The sequence below is a fragment of the Brevundimonas nasdae genome, from assembly GCF_016654005.1.
Taxonomy (GTDB): domain Bacteria; phylum Pseudomonadota; class Alphaproteobacteria; order Caulobacterales; family Caulobacteraceae; genus Brevundimonas; species Brevundimonas nasdae.
Map to the genome: position 1 here is coordinate 79,649 of NZ_JAEPWN010000009.1, position 26,714 is coordinate 106,362.

General features: G+C 66.4%; 26 protein-coding genes and 1 tRNA gene. 15 read left to right on the forward strand and 12 right to left on the reverse strand.

What is annotated here, in order from left to right; genetic code table 11:
- Positions 1-154 precede the first annotated feature (154 nt).
- The 3 genes from JKF87_RS13715 to JKF87_RS13725 are packed head-to-tail and all read left to right on the forward strand — an operon-like array spanning position 155 to position 3,474.
- Positions 155-826 carry a response regulator transcription factor gene (locus JKF87_RS13715; RefSeq protein WP_275945263.1) on the forward strand — a complete coding sequence of 224 codons (672 nt, stop codon included), beginning with the start codon at positions 155-157 and terminating at the stop codon, positions 824-826.
- Positions 804-2,198 carry a sensor histidine kinase gene (locus tag JKF87_RS13720; RefSeq protein WP_201100463.1) on the forward strand — a complete coding sequence of 465 codons (1,395 nt, stop codon included), beginning with the start codon at positions 804-806 and terminating at the stop codon, positions 2,196-2,198. Before JKF87_RS13715 ends, JKF87_RS13720 begins: the two co-directional genes overlap by 23 nt.
- 58 nt (positions 2,199-2,256) lie before the next feature.
- Positions 2,257-3,474 (forward strand): MFS transporter, encoded by a 1,218-nt coding sequence (locus tag JKF87_RS13725; RefSeq protein WP_201100464.1) that lies wholly within the window; start codon positions 2,257-2,259, stop codon positions 3,472-3,474.
- Here the strand turns inward: JKF87_RS13725 and JKF87_RS13730 are convergent.
- Positions 3,387-4,394, reverse strand: a complete 1,008-nt coding sequence (locus tag JKF87_RS13730) for a LysR family transcriptional regulator (protein WP_201100465.1) — start codon at positions 4,392-4,394, stop codon at positions 3,387-3,389. The genes JKF87_RS13725 and JKF87_RS13730 overlap by 88 nt on opposite strands.
- Before the next feature lie 346 nt (positions 4,395-4,740).
- Between JKF87_RS13730 and JKF87_RS13735 the strand changes: the two genes are divergently transcribed.
- Positions 4,741-6,798, forward strand: a complete 2,058-nt coding sequence (locus JKF87_RS13735) for a TonB-dependent receptor domain-containing protein (protein WP_236261387.1) — start codon at positions 4,741-4,743, stop codon at positions 6,796-6,798.
- A gap of 17 nt (positions 6,799-6,815) precedes the next feature.
- Positions 6,816-8,237 carry a YncE family protein gene (locus tag JKF87_RS13740; RefSeq protein WP_201100467.1) on the forward strand — a complete coding sequence of 474 codons (1,422 nt, stop codon included), beginning with the start codon at positions 6,816-6,818 and terminating at the stop codon, positions 8,235-8,237.
- A gap of 66 nt (positions 8,238-8,303) precedes the next feature.
- On the opposite strand, the gene JKF87_RS13745 is transcribed toward JKF87_RS13740, so the two are convergent.
- From JKF87_RS13745 to JKF87_RS13755, 3 genes are all read right to left on the reverse strand, one after another.
- Positions 8,304-8,834 carry an AprI/Inh family metalloprotease inhibitor gene (locus JKF87_RS13745; RefSeq protein WP_201100468.1) on the reverse strand — a complete coding sequence of 177 codons (531 nt, stop codon included), beginning with the start codon at positions 8,832-8,834 and terminating at the stop codon, positions 8,304-8,306.
- A gap of 1 nt (position 8,835) precedes the next feature.
- Positions 8,836-9,270, reverse strand: a complete 435-nt coding sequence (locus JKF87_RS13750; protein ID WP_201100469.1) for a hypothetical protein — start codon at positions 9,268-9,270, stop codon at positions 8,836-8,838.
- Positions 9,271-9,503: 233 nt separating this feature from the next.
- Positions 9,504-9,595: transfer RNA gene (locus tag JKF87_RS13755), tRNA-Ser, on the reverse strand.
- A gap of 123 nt (positions 9,596-9,718) precedes the next feature.
- Here JKF87_RS13755 and JKF87_RS13760 point away from each other — a divergent pair.
- From JKF87_RS13760 to JKF87_RS13775, 4 genes are read left to right on the forward strand one after another with little or no spacing between them, the layout of a single operon-like run.
- Positions 9,719-11,215 carry an exopolysaccharide biosynthesis polyprenyl glycosylphosphotransferase gene (locus JKF87_RS13760; RefSeq protein ID WP_201100470.1) on the forward strand — a complete coding sequence of 499 codons (1,497 nt, stop codon included), beginning with the start codon at positions 9,719-9,721 and terminating at the stop codon, positions 11,213-11,215.
- An 11-nt stretch (positions 11,216-11,226) separates the two neighbouring features.
- Positions 11,227-12,672 carry an oligosaccharide flippase family protein gene (locus tag JKF87_RS13765; protein WP_201100471.1) on the forward strand — a complete coding sequence of 482 codons (1,446 nt, stop codon included), beginning with the start codon at positions 11,227-11,229 and terminating at the stop codon, positions 12,670-12,672.
- On the forward strand, positions 12,669-13,601 hold the full coding sequence (locus JKF87_RS13770; RefSeq protein ID WP_201100472.1) for a glycosyltransferase family 2 protein: 933 nt from the start codon (positions 12,669-12,671) through the stop codon (positions 13,599-13,601). The genes JKF87_RS13765 and JKF87_RS13770 overlap by 4 nt, the downstream gene beginning before the upstream one ends.
- 1 nt (position 13,602) lies before the next feature.
- Positions 13,603-14,547 carry a glycosyltransferase family 2 protein gene (locus tag JKF87_RS13775; RefSeq protein ID WP_201100473.1) on the forward strand — a complete coding sequence of 315 codons (945 nt, stop codon included), beginning with the start codon at positions 13,603-13,605 and terminating at the stop codon, positions 14,545-14,547.
- Here JKF87_RS13775 and JKF87_RS13780 read toward each other — a convergent pair.
- Positions 14,544-15,245: a P-loop NTPase family protein gene (locus tag JKF87_RS13780; RefSeq protein ID WP_201100474.1), complete on the reverse strand. Its 702-nt coding sequence runs from the start codon at positions 15,243-15,245 to the stop codon at positions 14,544-14,546. The genes JKF87_RS13775 and JKF87_RS13780 overlap by 4 nt on opposite strands.
- 39 nt (positions 15,246-15,284) lie before the next feature.
- A complete protein-coding gene (locus tag JKF87_RS13785) occupies positions 15,285-16,727 on the reverse strand; it encodes a GumC family protein (protein ID WP_201100475.1) in 1,443 nt (480 codons plus the stop codon).
- A gap of 124 nt (positions 16,728-16,851) precedes the next feature.
- On the opposite strand from JKF87_RS13785, the gene JKF87_RS13790 reads away from it, so the two are divergent.
- Positions 16,852-17,637, forward strand: a complete 786-nt coding sequence (locus tag JKF87_RS13790; protein WP_201100476.1) for a polysaccharide biosynthesis/export family protein — start codon at positions 16,852-16,854, stop codon at positions 17,635-17,637.
- 7 nt (positions 17,638-17,644) lie between these two features.
- On the opposite strand, the gene JKF87_RS13795 is transcribed toward JKF87_RS13790, so the two are convergent.
- Together JKF87_RS13795 and JKF87_RS13800 are read right to left on the reverse strand one after the other, a co-directional pair.
- Positions 17,645-17,956 carry a sel1 repeat family protein gene (locus tag JKF87_RS13795; protein WP_201100477.1) on the reverse strand — a complete coding sequence of 104 codons (312 nt, stop codon included), beginning with the start codon at positions 17,954-17,956 and terminating at the stop codon, positions 17,645-17,647.
- 173 nt (positions 17,957-18,129) lie between these two features.
- Complete coding sequence (locus JKF87_RS13800; RefSeq protein WP_201100478.1) at positions 18,130-18,855, reverse strand: glutathione S-transferase N-terminal domain-containing protein; 726 nt, start codon at positions 18,853-18,855, stop codon at positions 18,130-18,132.
- 176 nt (positions 18,856-19,031) lie between these two features.
- Between JKF87_RS13800 and JKF87_RS13805 the strand changes: the two genes are divergently transcribed.
- Positions 19,032-19,541, forward strand: coding sequence for an RcnB family protein (locus tag JKF87_RS13805; RefSeq protein WP_201100479.1), 510 nt, complete (start codon positions 19,032-19,034; stop codon positions 19,539-19,541).
- A 169-nt stretch (positions 19,542-19,710) separates the two neighbouring features.
- Positions 19,711-20,727 (forward strand): RcnB family protein, encoded by a 1,017-nt coding sequence (locus JKF87_RS18395; protein WP_236261388.1) that lies wholly within the window; start codon positions 19,711-19,713, stop codon positions 20,725-20,727.
- Between the two features lie 175 nt (positions 20,728-20,902).
- Here JKF87_RS18395 and gatB read toward each other — a convergent pair whose 3' ends face one another.
- Positions 20,903-22,405 (reverse strand): Asp-tRNA(Asn)/Glu-tRNA(Gln) amidotransferase subunit GatB, encoded by a 1,503-nt coding sequence (gene gatB, locus JKF87_RS13815; protein ID WP_201100480.1) that lies wholly within the window; start codon positions 22,403-22,405, stop codon positions 20,903-20,905.
- A 97-nt stretch (positions 22,406-22,502) separates the two neighbouring features.
- Here gatB and JKF87_RS13820 point away from each other — a divergent pair, with 97 nt between their 5' ends.
- A complete protein-coding gene (locus tag JKF87_RS13820; protein WP_201100481.1) occupies positions 22,503-22,847 on the forward strand; it encodes a hypothetical protein in 345 nt (114 codons plus the stop codon).
- A gap of 38 nt (positions 22,848-22,885) precedes the next feature.
- Here the strand turns inward: JKF87_RS13820 and gatA are convergent, their stop codons facing one another.
- From gatA to JKF87_RS13835, 3 genes are all read right to left on the reverse strand, one after another.
- Positions 22,886-24,364: an Asp-tRNA(Asn)/Glu-tRNA(Gln) amidotransferase subunit GatA gene (gene gatA / locus JKF87_RS13825; RefSeq protein ID WP_201100482.1), complete on the reverse strand. Its 1,479-nt coding sequence runs from the start codon at positions 24,362-24,364 to the stop codon at positions 22,886-22,888.
- Between the two features lies 1 nt (position 24,365).
- Positions 24,366-24,653 (reverse strand): Asp-tRNA(Asn)/Glu-tRNA(Gln) amidotransferase subunit GatC, encoded by a 288-nt coding sequence (gene gatC, locus JKF87_RS13830; protein ID WP_201100483.1) that lies wholly within the window; start codon positions 24,651-24,653, stop codon positions 24,366-24,368.
- Between the two features lie 69 nt (positions 24,654-24,722).
- Positions 24,723-25,235, reverse strand: coding sequence for a hypothetical protein (locus JKF87_RS13835; protein ID WP_201100484.1), 513 nt, complete (start codon positions 25,233-25,235; stop codon positions 24,723-24,725).
- Positions 25,236-25,286: 51 nt separating this feature from the next.
- On the opposite strand from JKF87_RS13835, the gene ruvX reads away from it, so the two are divergent.
- Positions 25,287-25,766 (forward strand): Holliday junction resolvase RuvX, encoded by a 480-nt coding sequence (gene ruvX / locus JKF87_RS13840; protein WP_201100485.1) that lies wholly within the window; start codon positions 25,287-25,289, stop codon positions 25,764-25,766.
- A complete protein-coding gene (locus JKF87_RS13845) occupies positions 25,763-26,686 on the forward strand; it encodes an AEC family transporter (RefSeq protein WP_201100486.1) in 924 nt (307 codons plus the stop codon). Before ruvX ends, JKF87_RS13845 begins: the two co-directional genes overlap by 4 nt.
- Positions 26,687-26,714: the final 28 nt, after the last annotated feature.

Here is a 26,714-nt window from a genome sequence, read left to right on the forward strand (position 1 = left end):
CACGGGGGAACAGGTCGCCTGAAGCCAGGCCACGCATTTGCATATCATTCTCAAATCAGGGCATTACAGCGGCGACCTTCGCCGAACCTTGCGTGCAGATTAAATCCGCCGCCGGTCGGCCTTGCTGAACGAGACGACACGACCCGCCATGCGGATGCTGATCATCGACGACGACCTGCCCGCCCGCACCTTCATCGCCGAAGGCCTGCGCCAACAGGGGCACACGGTGGACGAAGCCGCCGAAAGCGAAAGTGGTCTGCACATGGCGCTGGACGGCGCCTATGACGCCATCGTCGCCGACCGGATGATGCCCGGTCCGTCCGGCGTGGACATGGTGCGCGCCATGCGGGCGGCGGACCTGCGGACGCCTGTGCTCATGCTGACTGCGCTGGGCTCGGTGGAGGATCGGGTAGAGGGGCTGAACGCAGGAGCCGACGACTATCTAGTCAAACCCTTCGCCTTCAGCGAACTCAGCGCTCGGCTTCAGGCCCTGATCCGACGCCCGCCCCTGGCCGCGCGCCCGACCCGCCATGTCGTCGCGGATCTGGAAATCGACGTCACGGCCCACCGCGCGACCCGCTCTGGCGAGGTGCTGGAGCTGACCGCTCATGAGTTCAAGCTGCTGGAGATGCTGGCGCGCAACGCTGGTCATACGGTGACGCGCACCATGCTGCTGGAAAGCCTGTGGGGTTTCCACTTCGACCCGCGCGCCAATCTGATCGACGCCCACATCAGCCGCCTGCGCGCCAAGGTGGACCGCGGCTTCGATACGGACCTGATCCACACGATCCGGGGGGTCGGCTATGTCCTCAAGGACCCGCGTTAAGGCCAGACGCCCTTCGATCTGGTCGACCGCCAGCCTGCGGTTCGCGGCGGCCTTTTCGCTGCTGTTCGGCATCGGCGCCGCCGGTCTGATCGTGGCGGTCGACTATGGCCTGATGCGGTTCGCCGAGGCAGAGGTTCGCGACGGCCTGACCCACCAGATGGAGGTGATGCGCGCCGACGCCGACCGTCACGGCAGCGCTGCCCTGGTGCGCGAGTTGAACAGCCAGACCCGCAACCGCGACGCCCGCCGCTACCTGCTGCTGGTCGTCGCCCCGGACGGCCAGACCTTTTCCAACGGCCTGACGCGGCAAGCGGTCAATGACACGGGCTTCCGCCGCAACCTGCCGACCAAGATGCGGCAGACCCGCTGGCCGGATCAGACGCCCAACATGCTGGTGCTCAGCGGCCATGCCCAGGACGGCGCCCTGTTGGCGGTCGGGCGCGACACCCAGCATCTGGACGAGTTGCGCGGCGGCGTGCGCCAGTTCGCCTTCTGGAGCGGACTGGTCCTGTTCATGCTCGCCATCGTCGGCGGGCTGACGGCGGGCTGGCTGTTCCTGCGTCGGCTGGAGGGCGTCAACAACGCCGTGGGCCGCATCATCGCCGGACAGGAGGCGACCCGCCTGCCCGCCATCGGCTTCGGCCGTGAGTTCGATGACCTGGCCCAGAACCTGAACCGGATGCTGGACCGGCAGGAGGCCGCCCACACGGCGCTGAAAACCCTGTCGGAAGGCGTGGCGCATGAACTGCGCACCCCGCTGACCCGTGTGCGCAACCGTCTGGAGGATGCTGCCGCCCACATCGACGATCCGGAACGCGCCGCAGACGCCCTCGACCTGGCCATGCAAGAGACCGATCAGCTCAGCAGCCTGTTCGAAGGCCTGCTGGCGCTGGCCCGTCTGGAAAGCAGCGGCGACGGACTAAAGACCGTCCCGGTCGACGCCGCCGCCCTGGCTCGCACGGTCTGCGACATCTATCGCCCCATCGTCGAAGAAGATGGCGGCGCGCTGAACGGCCCGACAGACGGCGCCCTCATGGTTCAGGGCGATCCCCATCTGTTGCAGCAGGCGCTGGCCAATCTGATCGAGAATGCGGTCTTTCACGGCGGCGGCGATGTCCAGATCATCGTATCCGTCACGCAAGACGACGGCGCGGTTCGCCTCAGCGTGTCCGACAACGGTCCCGGCATACCGGACAACCAGCATGACAGGGTTCTGCGCCGCTTCCATCGTCTGGCGCCGAACAACCGATCCGGTTCCGGCCTGGGTCTGGCCATGGTCGCCGCGGTCGCGCGCGCCCACGGCGGTGCCGTCCGCCTGTCTGACAATACGCCTGGCCTGAAGGTGGAGTTGATCCTGCCGACTGACGACTAATTTGCAATTCATTCTCAATTGCTGGACATGAGCTTCACCGTTCACTTCGGAGCCGATCATGACCTCTGTCCCCTCGCCCACCGATCAGCCGCCCGCCTTCAGCCTCAAGCCGCTGCTGGCCGCCGCCTGCATCGGCAGCATGGCGATGATGGCCTTTGTCGCCGTGGTCGGACCGATGGCGCGGCTGCTGGATCTGGAGCCCTGGCATGTCGGCATGGCCGTGACAGCGGCGGGCGTCGCCTGGATGCTGATGGCGCGCTTCTGGGGCGCCTATAGCGACCGCGTGGGGCGCAGGCGCGTCCTGCTGACCGCCCTGGTCGGGTTCGCCGTCAGTTATGCCGTGCTGGCCCTGTTCATGAACGCCGCCCTGCTTTGGGTTCCCGCCGCCGCCATAACCTTCCTGGGCATGACGCTGGCCCGTACAGCCGCAGGCGCCTTCTATGCCGCCGTTCCGCCCGTCTGCGCCGCCGTGGTCGCCGACCACACCCCGCCCGCCGGGCGCGCCAAGGCCATGGGCGCAGTCGGCGCCGCCAGCGCTGTCGGCATGGTGGTCGGACCGGGCGCAGCGGGGCTTCTGGCGGGGTGGAATATCGGCGCCTCCCTGCTGGTGATCGCCGCCCTGCCGTTGGTGGCGCTGGTGGTTGTCTGGCGCTTCCTGCCTGCCGACGAACATGCGGCGGTCCGCAAGCCCTCGCCGCTGAAGCTGACCGACCCGCGCCTGCGCCGCGCCGTCTTCACCGCCTTCGCGGCCATGTTCTGCGTCGTGGCGGCCCAGGTCGTGGTAGGCTTCGTCGCTCTGGACCGGCTGGCGCTGGCGCCGAGCGACGCCGCGCGCGTCTCGGGCGTGGCCCTGGCCGTCGTCGGCGTGGCCTTGTTCGTGTCGCAGATGGTTCTGCGCCGACTGGACTGGTCGCCGATCCGCTTCATCCGCATAGGCGGCGTAGTGGCGGCGGTCGGTTTCGCCTGCGTCAACTTCGCCGACAGCCCCGCCCTGCTGTGGCTGACCTATGGCGTGGCGGCGGCGGGCATGGGCTGGGTCTATCCCGCGATCTCTGCCCTGGCGGCCAATTCAGTCGAGGCGCACGAACAGGGGGCGGCGGCAGGCGCGGTCGGCGCGGCACAAGGCCTGGCGGCGGTTGTCGGCCCTATCGCCGGAACCCTGGCCTATCAGGCCTCGTCTGGCGCGCCCTATGTGATCGGAGCAACGCTGGTGCTGGTCGTCGTGCTGTGGCCCGCGCGCCGCCCTGTACCGGAACAGGCGCCCTCCGCCCCCTGACCCGCGGACGTGCCGTCGCCGTCCTCAAAGGCGGCGGCCAGGGTCGCCACCATCCAATGGGTCGTGGGGTCATCCTGCGACCGCTCATGCCAGCTCAGATAATAGTCGAACGGCTTCAGCCCCAGCGGCACCGCAAAGGTCCGCAGACCGTGGGCCGAGGCGAACCGGCGCGCGGCGCGCCGCGGCAGGATGGCCACCGCCTCACCTTCCGCCAGCAGATAGGGCGTCAGCGAAAAACTCTCTGATCGGCACAGAACGCGGCGGTCCGCCATGTCCGGCCTTTCATCCGTGATCCAGTCGCCGAACCCTTCGCCGATCGAGGTCGCGACATGGGGCCAGCGCAGCAGGTCATCCGCTGTCGGGCGGGCGTCATGGACCGGGTGATCGGCGCGGGCCAGACCCAGGTAATCCTCCTGGAACAACCATCGTGACTGCAGACCCGTGCCCTGCGGATCCCAGCCGGTCAGAAGCAGATCAAGCTGGCCCTCCTCCAACCGACGCACGCTGGCGTCCGACAACGGTTCGACCGTCAGGCCGATGCCCAGGGCTTCACGCTCGATCTGCGCCAGGGTCGGCGCCAACACCGTCAGCGCCCCATAGTCGGTCGAGGCCAGATGGAAGCTGCGCCGCACTTGCTGCAGGTTAAGCTCGGGTTCGCGCAGCAGATTCTCGCCATCCCGAAGCCAGTTGCGAAGCGGCCCGCTCAAGGCCTCGGCGCGCGGGGTCAGGGTCATGCCGCGTGGGCCCCGCACCAGCAGGGCGTCCGCGAACTGGTCCCGCAACCGCGCCAGAATCCGACTCATCGCCGGTTGCCCGATGCCCAGCCGATCCGCCGCCCGCGACACGCTGCGCATCTCGATCAGCACCAGCAGATGATGCAGCAGCGTGAAATCAGTGTGTTGGGGAAGACGCCCGACCATGCCCGTTCTTGAGTTCGCCCTTCCCGCAGGTCCAAACCAGCGGGGGCGCAGATACTATTAGATGCGAACGACTCTTACTCGCACGCATATCGCATAGCTACGGTTTTGTGGCCACGCGCGGCGTCACGACCATCACGGCACACAACGCACATGCGTTTTCTGAATAGGCCCAATGCCGAATGCGACATTGATGGCTTGTTGCGAATGATTATTAACCGCGCCGACTGCTCGCCGCAGTCAGATTCCCAGTCAATCCCAGGCGCTCGCGCAAGACGACGCCTGTCCTCTCCGAATGCCTTTGGGGGCGCCAATGTCATATGTTTCGCGAGGTCTCGGGCTGTGCCTGATGACCACAACCATTCTCGCCTCGGGCTCGGCCCTGGCGTCCGTCGACGATCAATCCGACCCGCGTGTCGCCCGGCTGGACGAGGTCGTCGTGACCGCCTCGGCCACCGGCGTCGACGTCCGCGACGCCCCGGCCTCGATCAGCGTCATCACCCGCGAGGATATTGAACGCCAGCCGGTCCAGAGCCTGGCCGAACTGCTAGGCCGCCTGCCCGGCGTGACCGGCGGCATCAGCCCGACCGGGGCCATGTCCAAGATAACCATTCGCGGCCTGCCGGACAACTACACCCTGGTGCTGGTCGACGGCCGCCGCGTCGGCAATTCGCGCGACATCAGCTACCGCCCCGATCTGGGCCGTCAGGATCTGAACTGGATCTCGCCCGATATGATCGAGCGCATCGAGGTCGTGCGCGGGCCGATGTCATCCCTTTACGGTTCTGACGCCATGGGCGGCGTCATCAACATCATCACCCGCAAGATCGCCCCAACGTGGCGCGGTTCAGCCAACACCTCCTACACCTGGGCCGAAGACAGCCAGCGCGGCGACGCCTATCAGCTGGGCGTCAATGTCGCCGGGCCGATCACCGACACCCTGGGCCTGCGCCTGGGCGCCACCTACGCCCGCACCAACCCGGACGAAGTCAATATCTCCGGCTCCAACGGCACGGGCGGCGTCGTGAACAAAAGCCTGAACGGCGTGCTGAACTGGGCGCCGATCCAGAACCACAACTTCTCGTTCGAGGGCAGCTACGGCCTTGAAGAGCCGCTTGCGCCCAAGACCCTGGTGCCAGACCGCAACGGCGTCCTGGTCCCGCAAGGCGCCTTCGGTTCCAAGACAGAACGCACAAACTTCCGCGCCAGCCATGAAGGCAAATGGTCGTTCGGCGACACGCGCCTGGACATCTACCGCAACGCCTTCACCAACAAGGCGATGGGGGCATACGGCGGCGCGGGCGAGTTCGAGGAATGGATCGTCGACGGCCTGCTGAATTTCGAGAAGAACTTCATCTGGCGGCACAAGTTCGCCCTCGGCGGCCAGTACCGTGAAGAACAGCTGACCAACACCGACACCGTCGGCACGGTCCCCGTCGACTTCAACGGCAATGTCGTCAGCGGGGCGACGCTGAAGGGCGATACGGCGGCCATCTTCGCCGAAGACCAGATCACCCTGCGCGAGAACCTGCTTCTGACCCTGGGCGCGCGCCTGGACAGCCATCATCGCTATGGCGAGCATTTCAGCCCGCGCGCCTATCTGGTCTGGCACCCGGCTGAAACCTGGACCATTCGCGGGGGCGTCTCCAAGGGCTTCCGCGCCCCGTCGCTGAAGGAAAACAGCGCAGGCGCCGCCACCAACTCGGGCGGCAACGGCTGCCGTGGTCTGATCGGCATGGTGGCCCGGGACAAGAACGGCAATCCGCTGCTGGACGGCGCCGGCAAGCCGATCACCTACACCTCCGGCTCATGCTGGATGACCGGCAACCCGGACCTGAAGCCCGAGGAAAGCACCAGCTACGAGGTCGGCTTCTCGTATGACGGCGCCAACTACCGTTTCGGCGCCACCTATTTCCTCACCGACTTCGACAACAAGATCCAGTACGCCCCGCTCGGCTATTACGAAGGTCGCTGGTGGACCAAGAACGAGAACATCCAGCGCGCCCGCACCAAGGGCCTGGAGCTGACCGGTCAGGCCAGCCTGCCCTACGATCTGACGCTGCGCGGCAACGCCACCTGGATGATCGAGGCCAAGAATCTGGACACGGGCGCCAACCTGATCACCACGCCGGAGTGGTCGGGCTTCGCCTCGCTGGACTGGCGCGCGACCGAGCGGCTCGGCTTCATGCTGTCGGCCCAATACACCGGCGAACAGCTCAGCGGCGGCACCACCCTGACCAACAGCCACACCGAGTTCGACCTGACCACCGCCTTTGAGGCGTCGGACACCGTGACCCTGCGCGCCGGGATCACCAACCTGTTCGCCGAGAAGATCAGCGGCACCTCGGGCGACGGCTACTACTCTCCCGGTCGGCGTTTCTTCGTCGGCCTGACCACTCGCTTCTGATCTGGAAAGACGTGATCATGACCATGCTCAAGAACTCCCTTCGCGGCGTCGCCCTCGGCGCTCTTCTGGCGGTGTCGACCGTCGCCCTGCCCTCGCTCGCCGCGGCCCAATCGGTCTTCACCGCGCCGGAACGCCTGCAGGAAGGCTCCGTCAGCTTCGCCTCGGCCGAGCGCGGCGCGCCCGTCCTGGCGGGCGGCCAGGTCGTCGCTACGGGCCGGGGCTTCCGTCCCGGTCAGGCCGTCACCCTGCTGCACGGCCAGACGCCCCTGTCGACCGGCGCCATCGTCGCCAATGCAGAGGGTGGGTTTGAGGCCCGCCTGACCCTGCCCGCCGACGCCGCCGCAGGAAACCATCCGATCGTGGTGGTGTCGCAGGAGCCGTACAATGCTGTGCTGGCCAATCTGAAGATTTCGCCCAACGTGCCGCTGTCGGGCGAAAGCAACTTCCGCATCACCAACTCGCGCCTGACGCGCGGCCTGTATCAGACCGCCTACAGCGCCAAGCGCAACGCCGTCTTCGTCACCTCGGCGGTCGGTCGCCCGCCTGTGCGTCAGTCCGAGTTGCTGCGTCTGAACGGCGACACCCTGGCGGTGCAGGCCCGCATCACGCCTGCCGCCGCGCCCGGCCGCACCAATGCAGCGGGTGAAACCTCTGACGGCGGCGTCTTCGCGGTTTACGGCGTCGGCGTCGATGACGCCCACGACACCGTCTGGGTGACCCAGAGCCGCCAGAACACGGTCGCCGTCTATCGCCAGAGCGACCTGTCGCTGGTGCGCCAGTTCGATCCGGGCACGGTCAACCACGCCCGCGACGTCGTCATCGATGAGACCGCGTCCAAGGCCTATGTCAGCGCCACCTTCCAGCCCGAGATCGTGGTCTTCGACACCAACGGTTTGGCGGTGTCCAAGCGCATCAAGATCGATTCGACCGTGCGCGGCGAAACCTTCTCGGCCGCCAGCCTGTCCTATGACGCCCAGGCGCGCCGCCTGTACGTGGCCTCGAACTCGACCAATGAGATCGCGGTCATCAACACCCAGACCGACGCCGTCGAGAACGTCTTCAAGGTCGCGGGCGCGCGCGGCGTGATCGGTGTGGCTCATGATCCCTTGACCAACCGCATCTTCGCCGCCGCCCAGGGCACCGACAATCTGGTGATCCTGAACGGTGCGGACGGCTCGGTCATCGCCGACACGCCGGTCGGCGCAGGCGCCCTGAACGTCGCGTTCGAGCCTGTCGCCCGCCGCGCCTATGTCAGCAACTTCGGCGCCGGCACGATCACCGTCGTCGACGTCGACGGCCGCATCGTCGCCAACCTGCCCGCCCCGCCGACCGCCAACCACGTCGCCGCCGACGGCCGCGGCAACGTCTACGCCGCCGTCAAATCCGGCTGGGCCGGTGACGGAGACGACAGCATCCAGCTGATCCGCCCCCGTCGCTGAAGACACCACCGAACACAGGAAGCCGCGCACATCCGTGCGCGGCTTTTTTGCACCCGACTCCGGGCCTCAGGGTCGTGTGAGGTTGAGGTTCTCCAGCCCCAATCCCATCGCCTGGCGCTCGGCGTAATATTCGTCCTTGCGGTGCCGCGTCAGTCGCAGCAGGACGTGGCGCGTGACATCAATCAGAACAATGGATCCATCATCCGCCGCGAACCAGGCATAGGGATCTGCAATGCCCAGCCGGTCCAGGCACTCCTCGTCATAGACAAAACTGTAGCCCCCGATCGTGCGCGCATTCTCCAGTTCGACAGGACAGACACGCCCGCCTTCGCGATCCTCCCACAGGACAAAATCACCCAGCGGCGAGGGATCAGGCTGGGGATGGTCAGGATCATCATTGCCCCAGGCGGCGATGGGCGCCTCCTGAACCACAGGCGCCGCAGCAACCTCCACCAACGGCGGCTTGGTCGACTCGGAGGCCTGGGCCTCTCCCTGTTTGGACGGCGAACAATTCGCCAGCCCGACCGCGCACAGGACCACCGCCGCCAGCCAGGCACGGGCGACATCAGCACGTACGGTTTTGAACCTCTGCGCCATTTCAGTTCACCGTAACCGCAACTTCATACCGTGCGGCGACATCCCCCCGCCGCACCAGTTCGGGCACAGGTCCCTTGGCGACCGGCGTCAGCGCGAACCTCAGCGTCGCCCGGCCCGGGCCTTCGGCCAAATAGGTGAAGACCGCCACGTCCGTCCTGTCTGGCCCGCCTCTGGGTTCGACATCCAGGTTCGTGAACATGAAGGGGCCGGTCATGGCGTTGGGGTCGGCGTCGACCCACAGATAGCCGTCGCGCGTCCGATACGGCAGCCGCACAACCACCTCGCGTCCATTGACCGAATAGGTCGGCGGCGGCAGGCCGGCGATGCTGGCGGCGGCCTCCTCGACCGACGCCGCCCGCAATGACACATCACCGCTCGATGCTGAACAGGCCGCCAGCGCCGCGCCCAGCCCCAATAAACCCACCACCGTCCGCATCACGCCTCACCCCACGATCCCTGAAAAGAACAAGGATCGTGCGTTCGGTAAGCGGCGTATTGAACAAAACGGACTCAAGGCGCGGTTTACGCCGCGATCCCCAACGCGTGCGCCGCACATGCATGATTCTGGCTGTACCCCCGCCAGCGGCATTCAGCGGCGCGTCACGCCTGGGCTGTTCCCGACCTGAAGCACAAACCTCAAGCCATCTTTTCTACAGATTATCAGGAAAATGGCGGAGACGGAGGGATTCGAACCCTCGGTACCCCTTACAGGGTACGACGATTTAGCAAACCGTTGCCTTCAGCCACTCGGCCACGTCTCCAGCGAAGGCGTCGATAGCGGAGGTCGCTGCGTCGCGCAATCCGCTTCGAACGAAAGTCCTCATGTTAACGCGACATAGAGGCAAGTCGTGGTGAATGTCGGCGTTCGCCAACCACGGATCGACATGACCGACTGCGCCTCTCATCTCGCGGACCCGCTGCCCGCGCCCACAGACCGGGCGGCCAGGCGGGCTGCGCGTGGGCCGTTCAGGACCGAGGTCTGGCTGAGCGCGCGCCAGCGTTCGGGTGTGCGTCTGGCGGCCCATTATTTCCGCGCCGCCGATGTGCTGGCTGTCCTGATCATAGGGCTGGCCGTCGCCGGGGCCGCTGCGCCAAACGGTCTGGGGGCCCTGACCGTCTCGCTGATCGCGCCTGGACTGGCGGCGGGCGTAGTGATTCTGGGCTTGATGCGCGGGTTGAACCTCTATGGCTTCCGGCGAAGCCGCAGGCCTCTGGCCCATCTGGCGTCCATCGTCGGACTGTCGCTGGCGGCGGCGGGTGCGGCCGTCATCGTCAGTTTGATCGTCGGGCCTGAGGGCCAAGCCATCGCTGAGGTCTTCATTCTGGCGACGACGGCGGCGCTGTTGCTGCTCCACACCCTTTGGCTGGCCGTCGTCACACGCTGGCGCAGACAGGGCGTCCTGTCGCCCAATATCGTCATCGTCGGCGCCACCCGTAACGCCGAGGCCCTGATCCAGCGCGCGCTGGAGCGGCGCGACCTGAATGTGCTGGGCGTATTCGACGACCGGCTGGAGCGTTCTCCCGAAAACATCGGCGGCGTGCCGGTGCTGGGGGATGCGAACGCCCTGATGAGCCACCGGATGACGCCCTATGTGGACCGCATCGTCCTGGCTATCGACGCCAAGGGCGGCGAACGGGTGCGTGAACTGACGCGACGGCTGGAAGGCCTGCCGAACCCCCTGACCGTTCTGGTCGAGGGCGGGTGCGTCGACGCGGCCCTGGATCGTCTGGCTTCGGCCCCGCTGGCGCCGCTGGGGGGGCCGGCCCACGCCGACCGCAAGGCCTTCAACAAGCGAATGCTGGATGTCGTCGTCGGCCTGATCGCCCTGATCTTGGCGACGCCCGTGATGGCGATGGTCGCCCTGGCCATCCGCCTGGACAGTCCCGGTCCCATCTTCTTCCGCCAGCGGCGCCATGGCTTCAATCACGAAGAGATCGTGGTGTGGAAGTTCCGCTCCATGCGCCATGCCGACGCCGACGCCACCGCCAGCAGACAGGTCAGCGCCGACGACTGCCGCGTCACCCGCGTCGGCCGCTTCATCCGCGCGACCAGCCTTGATGAACTGCCCCAGATCTTCAACATCCTGACCGGCGAGATGTCCTTGGTCGGTCCCCGCCCTCACGCCATCGGCATGAAGACCGGCGACACGGAATCCGCCCGTCTGGTCGCCGAATACGCCCATCGTCATCGGATCAAGCCGGGCATGACCGGCTGGGCCGCCATCAAGGGCTCGCGCGGTCCGGTGAACACCGAGCAGGAGGTCCGCCGCCGCGTGCAGTTGGATATCGACTATATCGAGCGCCAGTCCTTCTGGCTGGACCTGTGGGTGATCCTGATCACCGTTCCCGTGCTTCTTGGCGACAGGTCTGCCGTCCGGTGAGTGAGAAACGCATGTTCTGGCGCGGCGTGTGGGGTTATCTGCCCGCACAGGTCGTGCAGGGGGTGGTCGGTTTCCTGACCATCGTCGTCTTCACCCGGCTGCTCAGCCCGGAAGACTTCGGCCATTACGCCCTGGCTTTTTCGGTCACCACCCTGGCCCACACGGCGACCTTCAGCTGGCTGGAGGCGTCGATGGCGCGGTTCTGGGCGGCCGAGCGCACGCCCGAGGGCCTGAGCACCCATTTCGCCAGCCTGTACCGCACATCCTTCGCCATCATCGCCGTCTTCGTCCCGATCGCGGCGCTGGTGGTGTGGCTGCTGCCGCTGACGCCTGGGTTCAAGATCGCCGTCGCCTTCGGCCTGGCCGGGGCGCCGATCCGCAATCTGGCCAAGCTGGCGCAGGAGCGTTACCGCGCGGCGGGCGAGGTCGCCAAGGCGGCCAATGTCGACATGTTCGTCTCGATCTTCGGCTTCCTGGTCGGGGCCGGGTTCGCGCTGGCGGGCGCGGGCGCCGCCTCCCCGCTGCTGGGTCTGGCTTTGGCCCCCCTGTTCGTGCTGCCCTTCATCCTGCCGGGCGAACTGGCTCAGTCGGCAGGCGGGACCGTGGATCGCGAGCGGCTGAAGGCCTATGCGGCCTATGGTTATCCCATCGCTGCGTCCCTGACCCTGGCGCTGGTTCTGGCCTCGACGGACCGCTTCCTGCTGGCGGCCTTCATGGATGCGGCTGCGGTCGGCGCCTATCACGCCAGCTATAGTCTGGCGAACCGGACGCTGGACGTGATGTTCATCTGGCTAGGCGCGGCGGGCGCGCCCGCCATGGTCATGGCGCTGGAGCGCGGCGGTCGCGAGGCTTTGCGGGACACGGCGCTGGTGCAGGGATCGACCCTGATCCTGATCGGCCTGCCCGCCGCCGTCGGCCTGGCCCTGGTCGCGCGACCGATGGCGGAGTTGATGATCGGTCAGGATCTGCGCGCCGCCGCCGCCATCGTCACGCCGTGGATCGCCGCGTCCGCCTTCCTCTCCGGCATGATCGCCTATTATTTCGGCTTCGGATTCACTCTGGGCAAGAAGACCGGCCTGCTGCTGGTCACCATGGCCATTCCCGCCCTGTCCAACATCGTGCTGAACCTTGTGCTGATCCCACGGCTGGGCGTGCTGGGCGCCGCTGTCGCCACCGCGCTCAGCTTCGCCATAGGCCTGATCGCCTGTCTGTTGATCAGCCGCCGGGCCATCGCCCTGCCGATCCCGTGGGACAGTCTGATCCGCTGCGGCGTCGCCTCCGCCGCCATGGCCGGGGTCGTGGCGCTGTTGCCGCCGATAGGAGGTCTGGCTGAACTGGTGCTGGACGCCAGCGTCGGCGGCGCGGTCTATGCCGCCCTGGCTCTGACGCTGAATGCAGCAGGCGTGCGCGACCTGTTGATCCGCCTGATCGCCGCCAGACGGGGGGCCGCTGCATGAGGGCAGACATCCACGATAACGCCGCATGGACTGCGGCCGCGCCGACCATCTCGGTGCTGACGCCCTTCCTGCGCGATGATCCCGACGCCCTGATCCGTCAGCTCGACACCGAGGCGGCGGCGCTGAGCGGACAGGTCGAGCTGATCCTGATGGATGACGGCACGAATGACGCCGCCCTGACCAAGCGACTGAAGGCGACGCTGGACGGCCTGTCCCTGCCTGCCCGCCTGATCACGCTGACAACCAACGAGGGACGCGCCAAGGGCCGCAACCGCCTGACCACCGCTGCGCGCGGACCGGCCTTCCTGTTCCTCGACAGCGACATGAAGCCGGACACGCCGCATTTCCTGCAGAACTGGGCCGATCTGTTCGCCGCCGATGCGCCAGCGGTGGCTTTTGGCGGCTTCTCGCTGGATCAGGCGCCGACGGATGCGCGCTACGCCGTCCACCGCGCCCTGTCCGGCGCCAGCGAATGCGTGCCCGCCGCGGAACGCGCCAAGACGCCCGAGAAATACGTCTACACCTCCAATCTGCTGGTCCGACGCGATGTGTTCGATCTGGAGACTTTCGATCCGGGCTTCACCGGCTGGGGCTGGGAGGATGTGGAATGGGCCATGCGCGTGTCGCAGCGGTTCCCGGTCATCCATATCGACAATCCCGCCACCCACATGGGGCTGGACACCGTCGCCGACCTGGCGGGCAAGTTCGAACAGGGCGCTGGCAACTTCGCCCGCGTCGTCGCCCTGCACCCGACCATCGTCCAGACCTACCCCAGCTACAAGGCCGCGCGGGCGTTGAAGCGCCTGCCCGCCCTGCCCCTGATCCGAGGGCTGGTGAAACAGGCGGCCCTGGCGCCCATCTTGCCGACCAAGGCCCGCGCCTTCGCCCTGCGCCTGTATCGCGCCGCAGTCTATGCGGACGCCGTCTGACATGGCCGTTGAACCCGCAAAAGACGTCGCCGTCATCATCCCGACCTTGCGCCGCCCCGAAAGCCTGGAGCGCGCCCTGCGATCGGTCTTCGCCCAGACGAAGGCTCTGGACCGGGTCCGCGCTGTCGTCGTCGCGGACAATGACCCGGACGGCTCCGCCGCGCCTCTGATCGAACGGCTGCGGCATGAGGCGCCTGTTCCTCTGACCTATGCCCACGCCCCCATTCCCGGCGTCGCCACAGCCCGCAATGTCGGTCTGGCCGCGACCGACGCCGCCCTGATCGCCTTTCTGGATGATGACGAGGCCGCCTCGCCCGGCTGGCTCGACGGCCTGCTGAACGCCCAGGCCCAGACGGGCGCCGATGTCCTGTTCGGTCCCATTCGCGGACGCGTGCCCGACGGGACAGGCTGGACCACCGCCTATCTGGAGCGGTTCTTCGGCCGCACGGGTCCGACCGAGACAGGTCTGACCGACGACATCCACGGCTGCGGCAACAGCCTGATGGTCCGCGCCACGGCCCTGCCCGACGATGCGCCGTTCGACACCGCCATGAATGAGACGGGCGGCGAGGACGACCGGCTGTTCACCGGCCTGCAGGCGCGCGGCGGAACCTTTGGCTGGGCCGCCGACGCCTGGGTGGACGAGTTCGCGCCTGCTGACCGCGCCACCCTGCGCTACGCCCTTCTGCGCGCCTTTGCCTATGGCCAGAGCCCCAGCCAGATGGCGGCGGATCGCGGCGACCGGGCGGGCGTGATCAAATGGATGCTGGTGGGCGCGGTTCAGACCGGGCTTTGGGGACTGGCGTCGATCGCCGTCGCCATTCTGAGACGCCCCAATCGCGCGGACGTTTACGACCGGCTCGCGCGCGGTCTGGGCAAGGTGTTCTGGACCAAGGGGTTCGAGCCGCGCCTCTATGGCGCCGCGATGCTGAAACGGACGGCTTAGCCCGTCAGCCGCTGCAGGAAGCCGGGCGCGCGATAGGTTGAGCGGTTCATCACCACGCCCGCGATCCGGCCGCCGACGGCCTCGATCTCGTCACGCAGGATGACCGGCTCGTTCGCCGCCGTGCTCTCAGCCCGCACCACGAGCACCGTCATATCGACGAAGGGCGCCAGGATGATCGACATGTCGTTGCGATCCGCCGCCGGGGCGTCGATGACGATGGTGTCGGCGTGCTGGCGCATCACGTCCCAATAGCGCGGCTCGCCCACCGTCTCGACCCGGTGGCCGGAGCGCAGGGCCTCCATGTGGAAGTGCGTCACCCACAGCCGCCCGCCCAGACAGGACCGCGCCGTCAGCAGGCGTGACGACGGCACGGGCTTGCCGTCCCGCCCGGTCACACGCGGCGTCACGACGAAGAAGCTGGAACCGTCAGGCGAGGCGCGTGCGGGCTTGCCGATCTGCCCGAACCGGTCCGGTTCGCCAGCAATGGCTTCCAGCTGCCCCTGCTGGGTCAGGTCGCCATCGATCAGCCAGACGGGCTTTCTGGCCCGCACGGCGGCCAGCCGGGCGAACTCGCGCGCCACTGTCGACACCCCCTCGCCGGACGCGGCGGAGGCGAACTGGATGACACGCGCACGATGAGCCGGCGCTGGGCCCAGCGCCGCCCACAGGCCGCCCATTTCCGAAGTCAGATCGACCATCGAATCGCTATGCGCTCTCCGTCACGCCGCAGCGTAACATTATCTGGCCTTGGCGGGCGCCACAGCGAGAACGGGCATATCCAATGTCCGCGCGACAGAAGCCGGGGTGGTGAACCCCTTGCGGGTGAAGACCCGCAGCAGGCCGACGCACAGGGCGGTGAATCCGGCGAACAGGAAGACCGCCGCCAGCGCCGGAATCTTCAGGCTTTTGGCCGTTGAAGGCGGCTGGGCGCGCTCCAGCACGGTGACATTGTCAGCGCCCGCCGCGACCAGGGCGTTGTCCGCGCGGCTCTGGCTTTCACGCTGCTGGAACTCGCGGATATTGGCCGTCAGAACCTCGCGATTGCCCGCCAGGGTCGAATTCTCGGATTCCAGCGCCGTCAGACGCGCCTGACGCGCGCGGATGTCGTTCAACTGGCGATCCAGGGCCGACAGACGCGCCGCCAGCGAATCCCGCTCGGCCCGGGTATTGATCCGCGTCGTCTCCAGTTCGGTCCAGATCGGGTTCGGCCCGGTGCGGACCTCCTTGGGCCCCACCGCCGTGCCGGACGACACATAGGACTGCAGTTGCACGATCCGCGCCTCGATGTCGCGAACGGGCTGGGCGTCGGGCGTATAGCGCGACAGAAGTTGCTCGCGCTCGGTGCGCAGTTGCAGAATCTGGTCCTGGGCCGAGATGTTCAAATCCTGCTGTAGGGCGATCTCGGGCGGGGTCGAGGCTTGCTGCGACATCAAGGTGTTCAGGCGCTGACTGGTCTGGTTCAACTGGCTCTGCGTGGACATACGGTCGGTGAAGACCGTCTGATAGGTCGCCGCCAGCGTCGTCTTGGCAGCGGTGAAATCGCCGATGTCGTTGGTCCTCAGGAAGCTTTCATAGGCCTGATCGGCGTTGGCCAGATCGTCCTCGAACGCCATCCGCTGGGTGGCGATGGCCGGGGTCTTGTCCTGAAACACCTCGCGGCGATAGGCCAGATACTGTTCGATCACCGTATTCAGGATGCGCGCGGCGCGTTCGGGTTCATCGGCCTTGTAGGTCAGGCGGACCACTGAACTGCCCGGCGCCGTCAGCACGCCCAGGCTGGCGCCGATGGACTTGCGCGCGGCGGCGTTGGCCTTGTCGACATCGCCCTTGGTCGCCTTGCCGAGCACGGCAGGCGCGCCCAGCGCGAGGACCACACGCTCGCGCACGGCGCTGGAGCCGATGATGGCGGCTTCGGAGTTGGCGACTTCCGCCCCCTGCGGCGCCTGCCCGCCCCGCTCCGCCGTGCCGACGCGCGGCTGATAGACATATTCCTGGCCAACGCCCGCGAAGACAGCGCCCGTGGCGGTGTAGCTTTTCTTCAGGCCGAACGCCGCAAAGGCCCCGATGGCGAAAATCACCAGGAAGATCACGATCATCAGCAGCAGTTCGCGGAACAGCATGCCCACGACGTCCAGCACGCCGTAACGCGGTCTTGTTGTGACGTAGGCCGTCGAGCGCATTGGGCGGACCGAATCCTTGAAACAGGCTTATGAATGCACCCTTCGCCGACCCGCGTTAACCTATGGTTACCCATAAGTGACGAAGCTGCGCAGAACGCTCCTTTCATCGGACCCGCCCGATTCCATGACGCCAGACCGCCGCCTGATCCTTCTGGCCCTTGGCTCAGCCGCGCTTGCGGGTTGCGGCGGCGGCGCGAACGCATCCCGGATGCCGTCTCCCGGCGTGGGCGCGCCCCGAAATCCCCCCCCTCAGGGCCCGGTCGCACGCGGCGGGGACCCGCGCGGTGAACTAGGCGGCCTCAGCTTCGCCCGCTGGACGGACGCAGAGCCGGAATATCTGCTGTATCCCGGCGACGAGATCGAGGTGGCCACGCCGACGGCGGCAGAGCTGACGCGAACCCTGAAGGTCGGCCCTGACGGACGCATCGCCCTGCCCCTGATCGGCCAGGTGATGGCGGCGGACCGCACCCTGCCGGAACTGGAGCAGGTCCTCTCAACCGCCTACTCGACCCAGTTGGTGCGTCCGCTGGTCGAGGTGACCCTGCGTCAGGCCGGGCCGATCCGCGTGTGGGTCGACGGGGAGGTCCGCACGCCGGGCGTGATCGAGATTGTCGGCGAACTGGAGGCCTATCAGGCCGTCATACAGGCGGGCGGTCTGGCGCCGACGGGCAAGCCTGACCGTGCAGCCCTGATCCGGCGCGGGCCGGGCGGGACCAGCATGATGCGGGTGATCGACCTGCGCCCCCGACGCGCAGAGACCGTCATGCTGCGTCGCGGCGACATCATCTTCGTGCCACGTTCAACCCTGGGCGAACTGGCCGCCTTCTTCACCCAGGTCCGCGCCGCCATGCCTATCGGCTTCAGCTACTCAATCAACGGATCGAACGGCAACGGCTACGCACAGTTCTAGGGCTTGGTCAGGCGACCAGATTGACGACGCCCTGGTCGATGTAGCGGCGGGCGGCCTTCTGGGCCTCGGAAATCTCTTCCCGATCCATCTCCATGCTCATCTCGCGGCGATAGACCCGCGCCTCAACTGAGCCCTTCATGGCGGCCAGGTTGAAGATCATATGGGCCGAGACCCGGTCCATCGGGCAACCGCCCGAACCGGCCGAATACATCATGCCCAGCTTGAACAGGTCGTCGCCCGACATGTCCACGGTCTGCAGCGGCAGGCCTTCATCATCCGATCCAGCCTGCAGATCGTGCGCCAATTCTTGCACTATCATCACCGTATCTCCCAAACAGGCGTCATTCTGAGCCTGCCTTCTGATACGCGATCAAATACCGACGGTTTGAAGTTAAAGTTAACGACAAAAGGCCGCACCGAATTTTTCAGTAAAGCAGGTTCGAATACTCCCCGCTCGATTCACACCTCTGAAATACTTCGGAAATCTCTTGTTTACGTCTTGTGCGCCCGTTGACCGAACAGGATCCGGCGCGCCGCCTCTGCATCCTTGCCAGATCCGCCTGCATTGCCGCGCAACTCCTCCAGCAACGCCCTGCCTTTCCTGACCGCCGGCCGCGCGCCCACACGCTCCAGCCAGGCCGCCAGCTTGGGGAAGTCCTGCATGTTCTGCCCCTGCAGGCCGGGCAGAACCCACGGCCAGGCCGCCATGTCGGCGATGGAGTATTCACCCGCCAGATAGTCGCGATCCCGCAACCGCCGCTCCATCACGCCGTACAACCGGTGCGTCTCGTTGGTATAGCGCCGCACCCCGTAGGCGATCTGGCGCTGGTCCAGGATCATCGCAGGGGCATACTGGCGGAAATGATGCGTCTGGCCCGCCATCGGCCCCAGCCCGCCGACCTGCCAGAACAGCCATTGATCGACCTCGACCTTGCCGCGCGGATCGGCAGGATAGAACTGGCCTGACTTGATCCCGAGGTATTGCAGGATAGCGCCGGATTCAAAGATCGACAGGGGCTCTCCGCCCGGCCCATCCGGATCGATGATCGCAGGCATCCGGCCGTTGGGGCTGATAGCTTGGAACTCTGGCGAAAACTGTTCGCCCGCCCCGATATTCACCGGCTTCACCACATACGGCAGTCCCATCTCCTCCAGCGCGATGGAGATTTTCCAGCCGTTCGGCGTGGGCCAGTACCAGAGTTCAATCGGCCTGCTCATCTGCGCTTCTCCTTGAGGTTCAGGGACATTTTGGCGCACTGACGCCGCCGCGCAATGCACCATATCAATCCTGACACGGTCGTTCAGGACGCGTTCAGGCGCACAATCCGACCCTCGTCTCATCACCGGACCAAAGGACGGCGCTTCCGTCGGCGGGTCCAGAATGGAGCACGAAGATGAACCGCCTCACCAAGGCCGCCGTCGTCGCCCTCGCCCTGTCGACCTCGGCTGTGCCGTTGCTCGCAGAGGCGCAAAGCCGCGACCGACGCGAATATCGCGATGATCGCCGCTACGACAATCGCCACAACTATCGCCCCGATTACCGCCCCGACAATCGGGATCGCCGTGACTACCGCAACGACTATCGCAATGATCGTTGGGACCGGAACAACCGCGACTGGTGGCGCGGACGCTCGGACTTCCGGGGCTACAACGGCCCGCGCAGCGGCTATTGGTACGCGCCCAGCTACGGCTACTACCGCGTCGATCCCCGCTATTCGGGCTATCGCTGGCGCGCAGGCGGATACCTGCCGCCGCAGTACCGCAGCTATTATGTCCGCGACCCGTATGTTTACAATCTGCGGCCCGCGCCCCGCGGCTACCGCTATGTTCACGCCGGCAACGACATCGTCCTGATGGCCGTCGCCACCGGCCTGATCGCCAGCGTCATCTCGGGCGTCTATTGAGGCCCACGCGGCGACGCTTCTTCAGCCTCGCGGGCGCTGGCCCGCGGGGCTTTTTCATCGGCTGCTTCCAGCAGTCTGTTGATTGCTAACAATGTTCAGCCTGGGTTCATCGACAAAGACGAAGATCACCTCAAGCCGCTGGAGAACCGGCGTGCAGGAACCAAAGACCATGAAACGCCTCTTGTTGGCTTTCACCGCCGTCGCCGCCTTCGCCGGTCCGCTCGCCGCGCCGATCCAGGCTCTGGCCCAGGATCAGCCCCAGCCCAGCCGCGAACGCCCGTCGCGTGGCGGCGATGGCCCGCGCGCCATGCGCCCGGATCGCTCGGGAATGTCCGAGCGTCCCAGCCGTCCAGAGACCAGCCAGCCGCGTCCCTCGCGACCCGATGGCGGCTGGACCCGTCCTGACAGGCCCAACACAGGCGGCGAGCGTCCTAGCCGTCCCGATCGCCCTGATCGCCCGAACACCGGCGGCGCCCGCCCGGATCGTCCGGAAGGCGGCTGGAACCGTCCCGACCGTCCCGGAACCGGCCAGCCCAGCCGCCCCGACAATGGCGGCGGACAGCGGCCTGACCGTCCTGACAACGGCTGGAACCGTCCAGATCGTCCCAACAATGGCGGCAATCGTCCCGACCGCCCCGACAACGGCTGGAACCGTCCAGATCGGCCGAGCAACGGCGGCAATCGCCCCGACCGCCCTGACAACGGCTGGAATCGTCCAGATCGCCCTGGTGCGGGACGCCCGGACAACAACTGGAACCGTCCCGGCCAGCCCAACCGTCCCGGGAACAACTGGAACAACGGTCGTGATCGCGACCGCATCCAGCGCGAGTTCCGCCAGCGGTTCAACAGCAACCAGTGGCGTCGCGACTTCTATCGCGACCGCAACCCGAACTGGTGGCGCAATGACAACCGCTTCCGGGGCTACAGCGGCGTGCGCGTCGGCTTCTATTTCGCGCCGGGATGGGGCTATTACAGCGTCCCCCGCTCCTATTGGGGTCGCTACTGGTCGGTGGGTCAGTATCTGCCCGACATCTTCTGGCGCTACCAGTTGAACGACTGGCGCACCTACGGCCTCGGCTATCCGCCCGAGGGCACGCGCTGGGTCTCGGTCGATAACACCATCTATCTGATCGACGACTATGACGGTTACATCATCGACGTCATCCGCGACGCCTGGCGCTGGTGACGAACACGACAAAGGCCCGGAGATCGCTCTCCGGGCCTTTTTTTTGTGTCAGCGTTCAGAAACCGCCGCCCTCTCGAACTACCCGCCCCCTCGCCCTGTCGCTCAAGCAGCGAGCGACCGCATCGCGAGCGTTAGCGGCCCGCCGGGGGCTTGGGGGCCGCAGCCTCCCCAGGCATCAAAGCCCCAGCTTTGCCTTCAGGATTTCGTTGACTGCGGCCGGGTTGGCCTTGCCGCCCGTGGCCTTCATCACCTGACCGACGAACCAGCCGATGGCCTGAGGCTTCTCAGCCACCGCCGCCGCCTTGTCCGGGTTGGCGGCGATGATGTCATCGACAGCCTTCTCGATGGCGCCTGTGTCGGTCACCTGCTTCAAACCATGCTTCTCAACCACTTCGGCGGGCGAGCCTTCGCCGTTCCAGACGTAGTCGAACACCTCCTTGGCGATCTTGGACGAGATGACGTTCGTCTCGATCAATTCGACCAGTTGCGCCACATGGGCGGCGGGCAGAGGGTTGTCGCTGAAGTCCTTGTTGTCAGCAGCCAGACGCGCCGAGACCTCGTTGGTGACCCAGTTGGACACCAGCTTGGCGTCGCGTCCCTTGGCCGCGGTTTCGAAATAGTCGGCCTTGGCCTGTTCCGAGATCAGCACGATGGCGTCGTATTGCGACAGACCATACTCGCTCATCAGGCGCTTGCGCTTGTCGTCCGGCAGTTCGGGCAGAGACGCCTTGATGTCATCGATCCACGCCTGTTCCAGATCCAGCGGCAGCAGGTCGGGATCGGGGAAGTAGCGATAATCCTGCGCCTCTTCCTTGGAGCGCATCGAACGGGTTTCTCCTGCGGTCGGGTCGTACAGGCGGGTTTCCTGCGTGATCGAACCTCCGTCCTCCAGAATCTCGATCTGGCGGCGGGCTTCATACTGGATCGCCTGAGAAATGAAGCGGAAGCTGTTGACGTTCTTGATCTCGCAGCGCGTGCCCAGATAGCTGAAGTCGCCCGTTTCCTTGAACTTGTCATAGTTGCCGGCGCGGCAGACGGACACGTTCACGTCGGCGCGCAGATTGCCCTTCTCCATGTCGCCATCGCAGGTGCCCAGGTAGATCAGGATGGTGCGGATCTTCTTGACGTAGGCGACAGCCTCGTCGGGCGTGCGCAGGTCGGGGCGCGAGACGATCTCCATCAGCGCCGTGCCGGCCCGGTTCAGATCGACATAGGATTCGGTGGGCGACAGGTCGTGGATCAGTTTGCCCGCGTCCTGCTCCAGGTGCAGCCGCTCGATGCCGACGTTGAAGAAGACGCCGTCTTCACCCTCAACCTCGACCACGCCCTCGCCGACGATGGGATAATAGAGCTGGCTGATCTGATAGCCGGTCGGCAGGTCGGGATAGAAGTAGTTCTTGCGGTCGAACTGGCTGCGCTTGTTGATCTGCGCGCGCAGGCCCAGGCCCGTGCGGACGGCCTGTTCGACGCAGTGTTTGTTCAGCGTCGGCAACATGCCGGGGAAGCCCGCGTCCACCAGCGACACCTGCTCATTGGGGCCAGCGCCGAAGCCGACGGCGGCTCCCGAGAACAGCTTGGCCTTGGACGCCACCTGGGCGTGGATCTCCAGCCCCATGACGATTTCCCACGGGCCGGTCCGACCCTGGATGAGTTTGGTGTTCGTAGCGGTATCGGTCATGTGTTCGTCCTAGCGCCCCGATGGACGCGGAGAAAGAGCCTGTCGTAATGATGACGCGAAACTGCGTGCATCTTCACCTTCTCAACGGAGATTTTCGATGATCAAGACCCTGTTCGCCACCGCTGCCGCCTCGCTCCTGATCGCAGGCGCCGCCTCCGCCCAGACCGCGCAACCCGCCCCTGCTCCGGCCGCAGCGCCCGCAGCGTCAGACCACGCCCATCACGCCCGCCCCACCATCGACAGTTCGATAGAAGACCTGATCGCCAATCCCGCGACCAAAGCGGTGCTGGACAAGCACCTGCCGGGCATCAGCAGCCATCCGGCCTATGACCAGTTCAAGGCCTTGACCCTGGCCCAGATCGCGCCCTTCTCCGAAGGCCACATCACCGACGAGAAGATCGCCGCCATCGACGCCGACCTGAAGGCGCTTCCGGCGCAGTAATCAAAAAAAGGGCCCGCGATCTGCGGGCCCTTTTCATTTCACCACCACTTGCCGGGTTTGGCCGTGAAGCCCGCCGCACGTTCCAGCGCCGCGCCGACCTGGAAGACGGTCGCTTCGTCCAGCGCCTTGCCGATGACCTGAAGGCCCAGCGGCAGACCACCGGAATCCATGCCCGCAGGCACCGAGATGCCCGGCAGACCGGCCAGATTGGTCGTCACGGTGAAGACGTCGTTCAGATACATGGTCAGGGGGTCGATCTGCTTGTCGCCCAGCGCGAATGCAGCTGACGGCGTCGACGGCGTCAGGATGGCGTCCACCTGGCCCCAGACGTTGTCGAAATCCTCGGCGATGCGGCGACGCACCTTCAGCGCCTTGACGTAATAGGCGTCATAGAAACCGGCCGACAGCACATAGGCGCCGATGGTCAGGCGACGTTGCACTTCCTTGCCAAAGCCCTCGGCGCGGGAGGTGGCGTACAGGTCGTCCAGCGACTTGAACTCATCCGCCCGGTGTCCGAACCGCATCCCGTCGTAACGGGCCAGGTTCGACGACGCCTCGGCGGGCGCCACGATATAATAGGTCGGCAGGGCGTATTTGGTGTGCGGCAGGCTGATCTCGACGATCTCGCAACCGGCGTCTTTCAGCCAGGCCACGCCCTGATCCCACAGGGCCTGGATTTCAGCAGGCATCCCGTCCACGACATATTCGCGCGGCACGCCGATGCGCAGGCCCTTCACCGACTTGCCGACCGACTGGGTCCAGTCGGGCGTCGGGATGTCCAGGCTGGTCGAATCCTTGACGTCGAACGAGCACATGGATTGCAGCAGCAGCGCCGCGTCCTCGACCGTCTTGGTGATCGGTCCGGCCTGATCCAGCGAGGAGGCGAACGCCACCATGCCGAAGCGGCTGGCGCGGCCATAGGTCGGCTTGATGCCCACGGTGCCGGTGAAGGCGGCGGGCTGGCGGATTGAGCCGCCGGTGTCGGATGCGGTCGCGGCCAGACACAGGTCCGCCGCCACAGCCGAGGCCGAACCGCCCGACGAGCCGCCCGGCGTCAATTCGGCGTCGGAGCCGTTCGACTTCCACGGGTTCTTCACGGGACCAAAGGCTGAGGTCTCGTTGGACGAGCCCATGGCGAACTCGTCCATGTTCAGCTTGCCCAACATGACCGCACCGTCGCGCCACAGATTGGCGGTCACGGTCGATTCATAAGGCGGGACAAAGCCGCGCAGCATGTTGGAGCCTGCCGTCGTCTGCACGCCCTCGGTGCAGAACAGGTCCTTGATGCCCAGGGGCGCGCCTTCCAGCACGCCGCCCTCGCCTGCCGCCAGACGAGCGTCGGACGCCTTGGCCATCTCCAGCGCCTTGTCCGCCGTCACCTCGACATAGGCGTTCAGCGTAGGATTGGCGGCTTCGATCTTGGTCAGAAAGGCCTGGGTGATTTCAGCCGAGGAGAAATCCTTGGCCTTCAGGCCGTCGACGGCCGCCTTCAGGGTCAGATTGGTCAGGTCGCTCATACTATTCGACCACCTTGGGCACGACGAAGAAGCCATCAGCCGACTTCGGGGCATTGGACAGAACGGCGTCGCGCTTGGCGCCGTCGGTGACGATGTCGTCGCGCAGACGCAGCGGCTGGGCCACGTTCGAGGTCATCGGCTCCACGCCTTCGACATCCACCTGATCCAACTGCTCGATCCAGGCCAGGATGCCGTTCAGCTCCTGCGCCAGCGGCTCCAGCCGGTCTTCGGGGGTCTTGATGCGGGCGAGATGCGCAACCTTGCGCACCGTCGCAGCGTCGATGGCCATGCGGCCCTCCAGTCATGCGAGATTAAGCCGTGGTGACTAACGACCCGTGCCCGGATTCACAAGGTTTGGTCAGTCCGAGGACGCCACTGAAATTGCATCCGGCGGCGCGTCGCCTGTGTTGTCGAAGCTGACGTGGATGAACCGGGGGCTGTTCTTGACGCTGCCATCCTCTGACGCCGCGTCCTGACGCACCGCCAGCACGACCTTGCCCGGCGCGGATTCGACCACCCGCCATTCATTGAAATCGCCGATGGGATAGACCCGCCACCCCTCGTCCGCCCCCGCGAACAGCCCGAAATAGGTCACCAGCCCGTTCAGCGCCGGATCACCGCCCGAGACGCTGAAAACCTTGGCGTTCAGGCGGGGCAGAAGCTCCAGTTGCGACACGCCCGCCGCCTGCTGCAGACCGGGCTCGACAAGGGCGGGCATGGCCACGCCCGGTCCGGCAGGTGCCGCCGGAGCCTTGGCGACGGACAGGGGCGTGGGCGGCGGCGACGCCTTGGGGCGGCCTTTCGGCGCGTCAGGCTCGCCGCAGGCGGCAAGGCCCAGAACAACAGACAGGATCAGGATCATGCGTGTCATTCCCGCACCATCGCCTTTGACTTCGCCGCGCGCCAGTCCTAACCGCAGGCCGTGCCCGTTCTTGACCTCCTCGACCTGCCCGCCGCCTGCCCGCCCGACACCCCGTGGATGGGGCTGGACCTGGGCGAAAAGACCATCGGCGTCGCCGTGTCGGATTCCACGCGCCTGATCGCCTCGCCGCTGGAGCTGATCCGCAAGTCCAAGTTCACCATCGAGGCGGAACACCTGTTCAAGCTGATGGCCCACCGCAAGGTGTCGGCCCTGGTCATAGGCCTGCCCGCCAACATGGATGGCACCGAAGGCCCGCGCGCCCAATCCTGCCGCGCCTTCGCCCGTAATCTGGAACGGCTGCGTCCCGTCAATATCGCCTTCTGGGACGAGCGCCTGTCCACCAGCGCTGTCGAACGCTTCCTGATCGAAGACCTGGACCTGAACCGCAAGCGCCGCGCCCAGGTCGTGGACCGCACCGCCGCCGCCTGGATTCTGCAGGGGGCGCTGGATCGGGTGCGGGATCAGGCGACCTGGATTTGACAGCCCTGATTGCGGGCATCCTGCCCGTCTTTCTGATGATCGCCCTGGGCTACGGCCTGCGCAAATCCGGCTTCCTGCCCGACGAAGCCTGGCGGCCCATTGAGAAGCTGTCGATCAACATCTTCTACCCCAGCTTCCTGATCCCCGCGATCTGGCACGCCGATCTGGCGGGCGGCGGCGCGACAGTTGCAGGCTCCGCCGCCGTGGGCGCGACCCTGATCGTGGCGGCGGCGACGCTGGCGGCCAAGCCGCTGATCACGCTGGACGGCCCCGCCTACACCAGTGTCTTCCAAGGCGTGATCCGCTGGAACAGCTTCGTCTTCGTGCCGGTGATCCAGTCGATCTACGGCTCCGAAGGCACGGCCCTGGCCGCCGTGGCCATCGCCTTCATCATTCCGGTGACCAACATCGCCTGCGTCGCGGTCCTGGCCCGATGGGGCGCATTGCACCGCGAGCCCTCGGTGCTTGGGCTGCTGAAGTCGATGATCGCCAACCCGATCCTGCTGGCTTGCCTGATCGGGCTGGCGCTGAACTTGCTGCGTGTGCCGCTGATCCCCGGCCTGTCCGAGGTGATGGACCTTCTGGGCGCCGCCGCCTTGCCGCTGGGCCTGATCGTCGCCGGAGCCGGTCTGTCCTTCGCCGAGGTCAAACGCCGTCGAAAAACCATCGCCGCCGTCACCCTGGTCAAGCTGGGCGTCATGCCGCCGCTGATGTGGTTCATCGCCTGGGCCTTGGGCGGTGACAGTCTGGCGCAGGGCATCGCCCTGATTTGCGGCGCCGCGCCGGGCTCGGCGGCCTCCTATGTTCTGGCGCGTCAGATGGGCGGCGACGCGCCCCTGATCGCGGGCGTCATCGCCCTGACCACCGTGGGCAGCGCCGTGGTCATCCCCATCCTGCTGGCCCTGTTCCACTTCACCTGACTGGCGCGCCCCCAAGTCTGGTGCCCAA

Coding starts and splice junctions, on each gene's coding strand:
- JKF87_RS13715 (WP_275945263.1), top strand. CDS start 155: ATGCTGATCATCGACGACGACCTGCCCGCCCGCACCTTCATCGCCGAA.
- JKF87_RS13720 (WP_201100463.1), top strand. CDS start 804: ATGTCCTCAAGGACCCGCGTTAAGGCCAGACGCCCTTCGATCTGGTCG.
- JKF87_RS13725 (WP_201100464.1), top strand. CDS start 2,257: ATGACCTCTGTCCCCTCGCCCACCGATCAGCCGCCCGCCTTCAGCCTC.
- JKF87_RS13730 (WP_201100465.1), bottom strand. CDS start 4,394: ATGGTCGGGCGTCTTCCCCAACACACTGATTTCACGCTGCTGCATCAT.
- JKF87_RS13735 (WP_236261387.1), top strand. CDS start 4,741: ATGACCACAACCATTCTCGCCTCGGGCTCGGCCCTGGCGTCCGTCGAC.
- JKF87_RS13740 (WP_201100467.1), top strand. CDS start 6,816: ATGACCATGCTCAAGAACTCCCTTCGCGGCGTCGCCCTCGGCGCTCTT.
- JKF87_RS13745 (WP_201100468.1), bottom strand. CDS start 8,834: ATGGCGCAGAGGTTCAAAACCGTACGTGCTGATGTCGCCCGTGCCTGG.
- JKF87_RS13750 (WP_201100469.1), bottom strand. CDS start 9,270: ATGCGGACGGTGGTGGGTTTATTGGGGCTGGGCGCGGCGCTGGCGGCC.
- JKF87_RS13760 (WP_201100470.1), top strand. CDS start 9,719: ATGACCGACTGCGCCTCTCATCTCGCGGACCCGCTGCCCGCGCCCACA.
- JKF87_RS13765 (WP_201100471.1), top strand. CDS start 11,227: ATGTTCTGGCGCGGCGTGTGGGGTTATCTGCCCGCACAGGTCGTGCAG.
- JKF87_RS13770 (WP_201100472.1), top strand. CDS start 12,669: ATGAGGGCAGACATCCACGATAACGCCGCATGGACTGCGGCCGCGCCG.
- JKF87_RS13775 (WP_201100473.1), top strand. CDS start 13,603: ATGGCCGTTGAACCCGCAAAAGACGTCGCCGTCATCATCCCGACCTTG.
- JKF87_RS13780 (WP_201100474.1), bottom strand. CDS start 15,245: ATGGTCGATCTGACTTCGGAAATGGGCGGCCTGTGGGCGGCGCTGGGC.
- JKF87_RS13785 (WP_201100475.1), bottom strand. CDS start 16,727: ATGCGCTCGACGGCCTACGTCACAACAAGACCGCGTTACGGCGTGCTG.
- JKF87_RS13790 (WP_201100476.1), top strand. CDS start 16,852: ATGACGCCAGACCGCCGCCTGATCCTTCTGGCCCTTGGCTCAGCCGCG.
- JKF87_RS13795 (WP_201100477.1), bottom strand. CDS start 17,956: ATGATAGTGCAAGAATTGGCGCACGATCTGCAGGCTGGATCGGATGAT.
- JKF87_RS13800 (WP_201100478.1), bottom strand. CDS start 18,855: ATGAGCAGGCCGATTGAACTCTGGTACTGGCCCACGCCGAACGGCTGG.
- JKF87_RS13805 (WP_201100479.1), top strand. CDS start 19,032: ATGAACCGCCTCACCAAGGCCGCCGTCGTCGCCCTCGCCCTGTCGACC.
- JKF87_RS18395 (WP_236261388.1), top strand. CDS start 19,711: ATGAAACGCCTCTTGTTGGCTTTCACCGCCGTCGCCGCCTTCGCCGGT.
- gatB (WP_201100480.1), bottom strand. CDS start 22,405: ATGACCGATACCGCTACGAACACCAAACTCATCCAGGGTCGGACCGGC.
- JKF87_RS13820 (WP_201100481.1), top strand. CDS start 22,503: ATGATCAAGACCCTGTTCGCCACCGCTGCCGCCTCGCTCCTGATCGCA.
- gatA (WP_201100482.1), bottom strand. CDS start 24,364: ATGAGCGACCTGACCAATCTGACCCTGAAGGCGGCCGTCGACGGCCTG.
- gatC (WP_201100483.1), bottom strand. CDS start 24,653: ATGGCCATCGACGCTGCGACGGTGCGCAAGGTTGCGCATCTCGCCCGC.
- JKF87_RS13835 (WP_201100484.1), bottom strand. CDS start 25,235: ATGACACGCATGATCCTGATCCTGTCTGTTGTTCTGGGCCTTGCCGCC.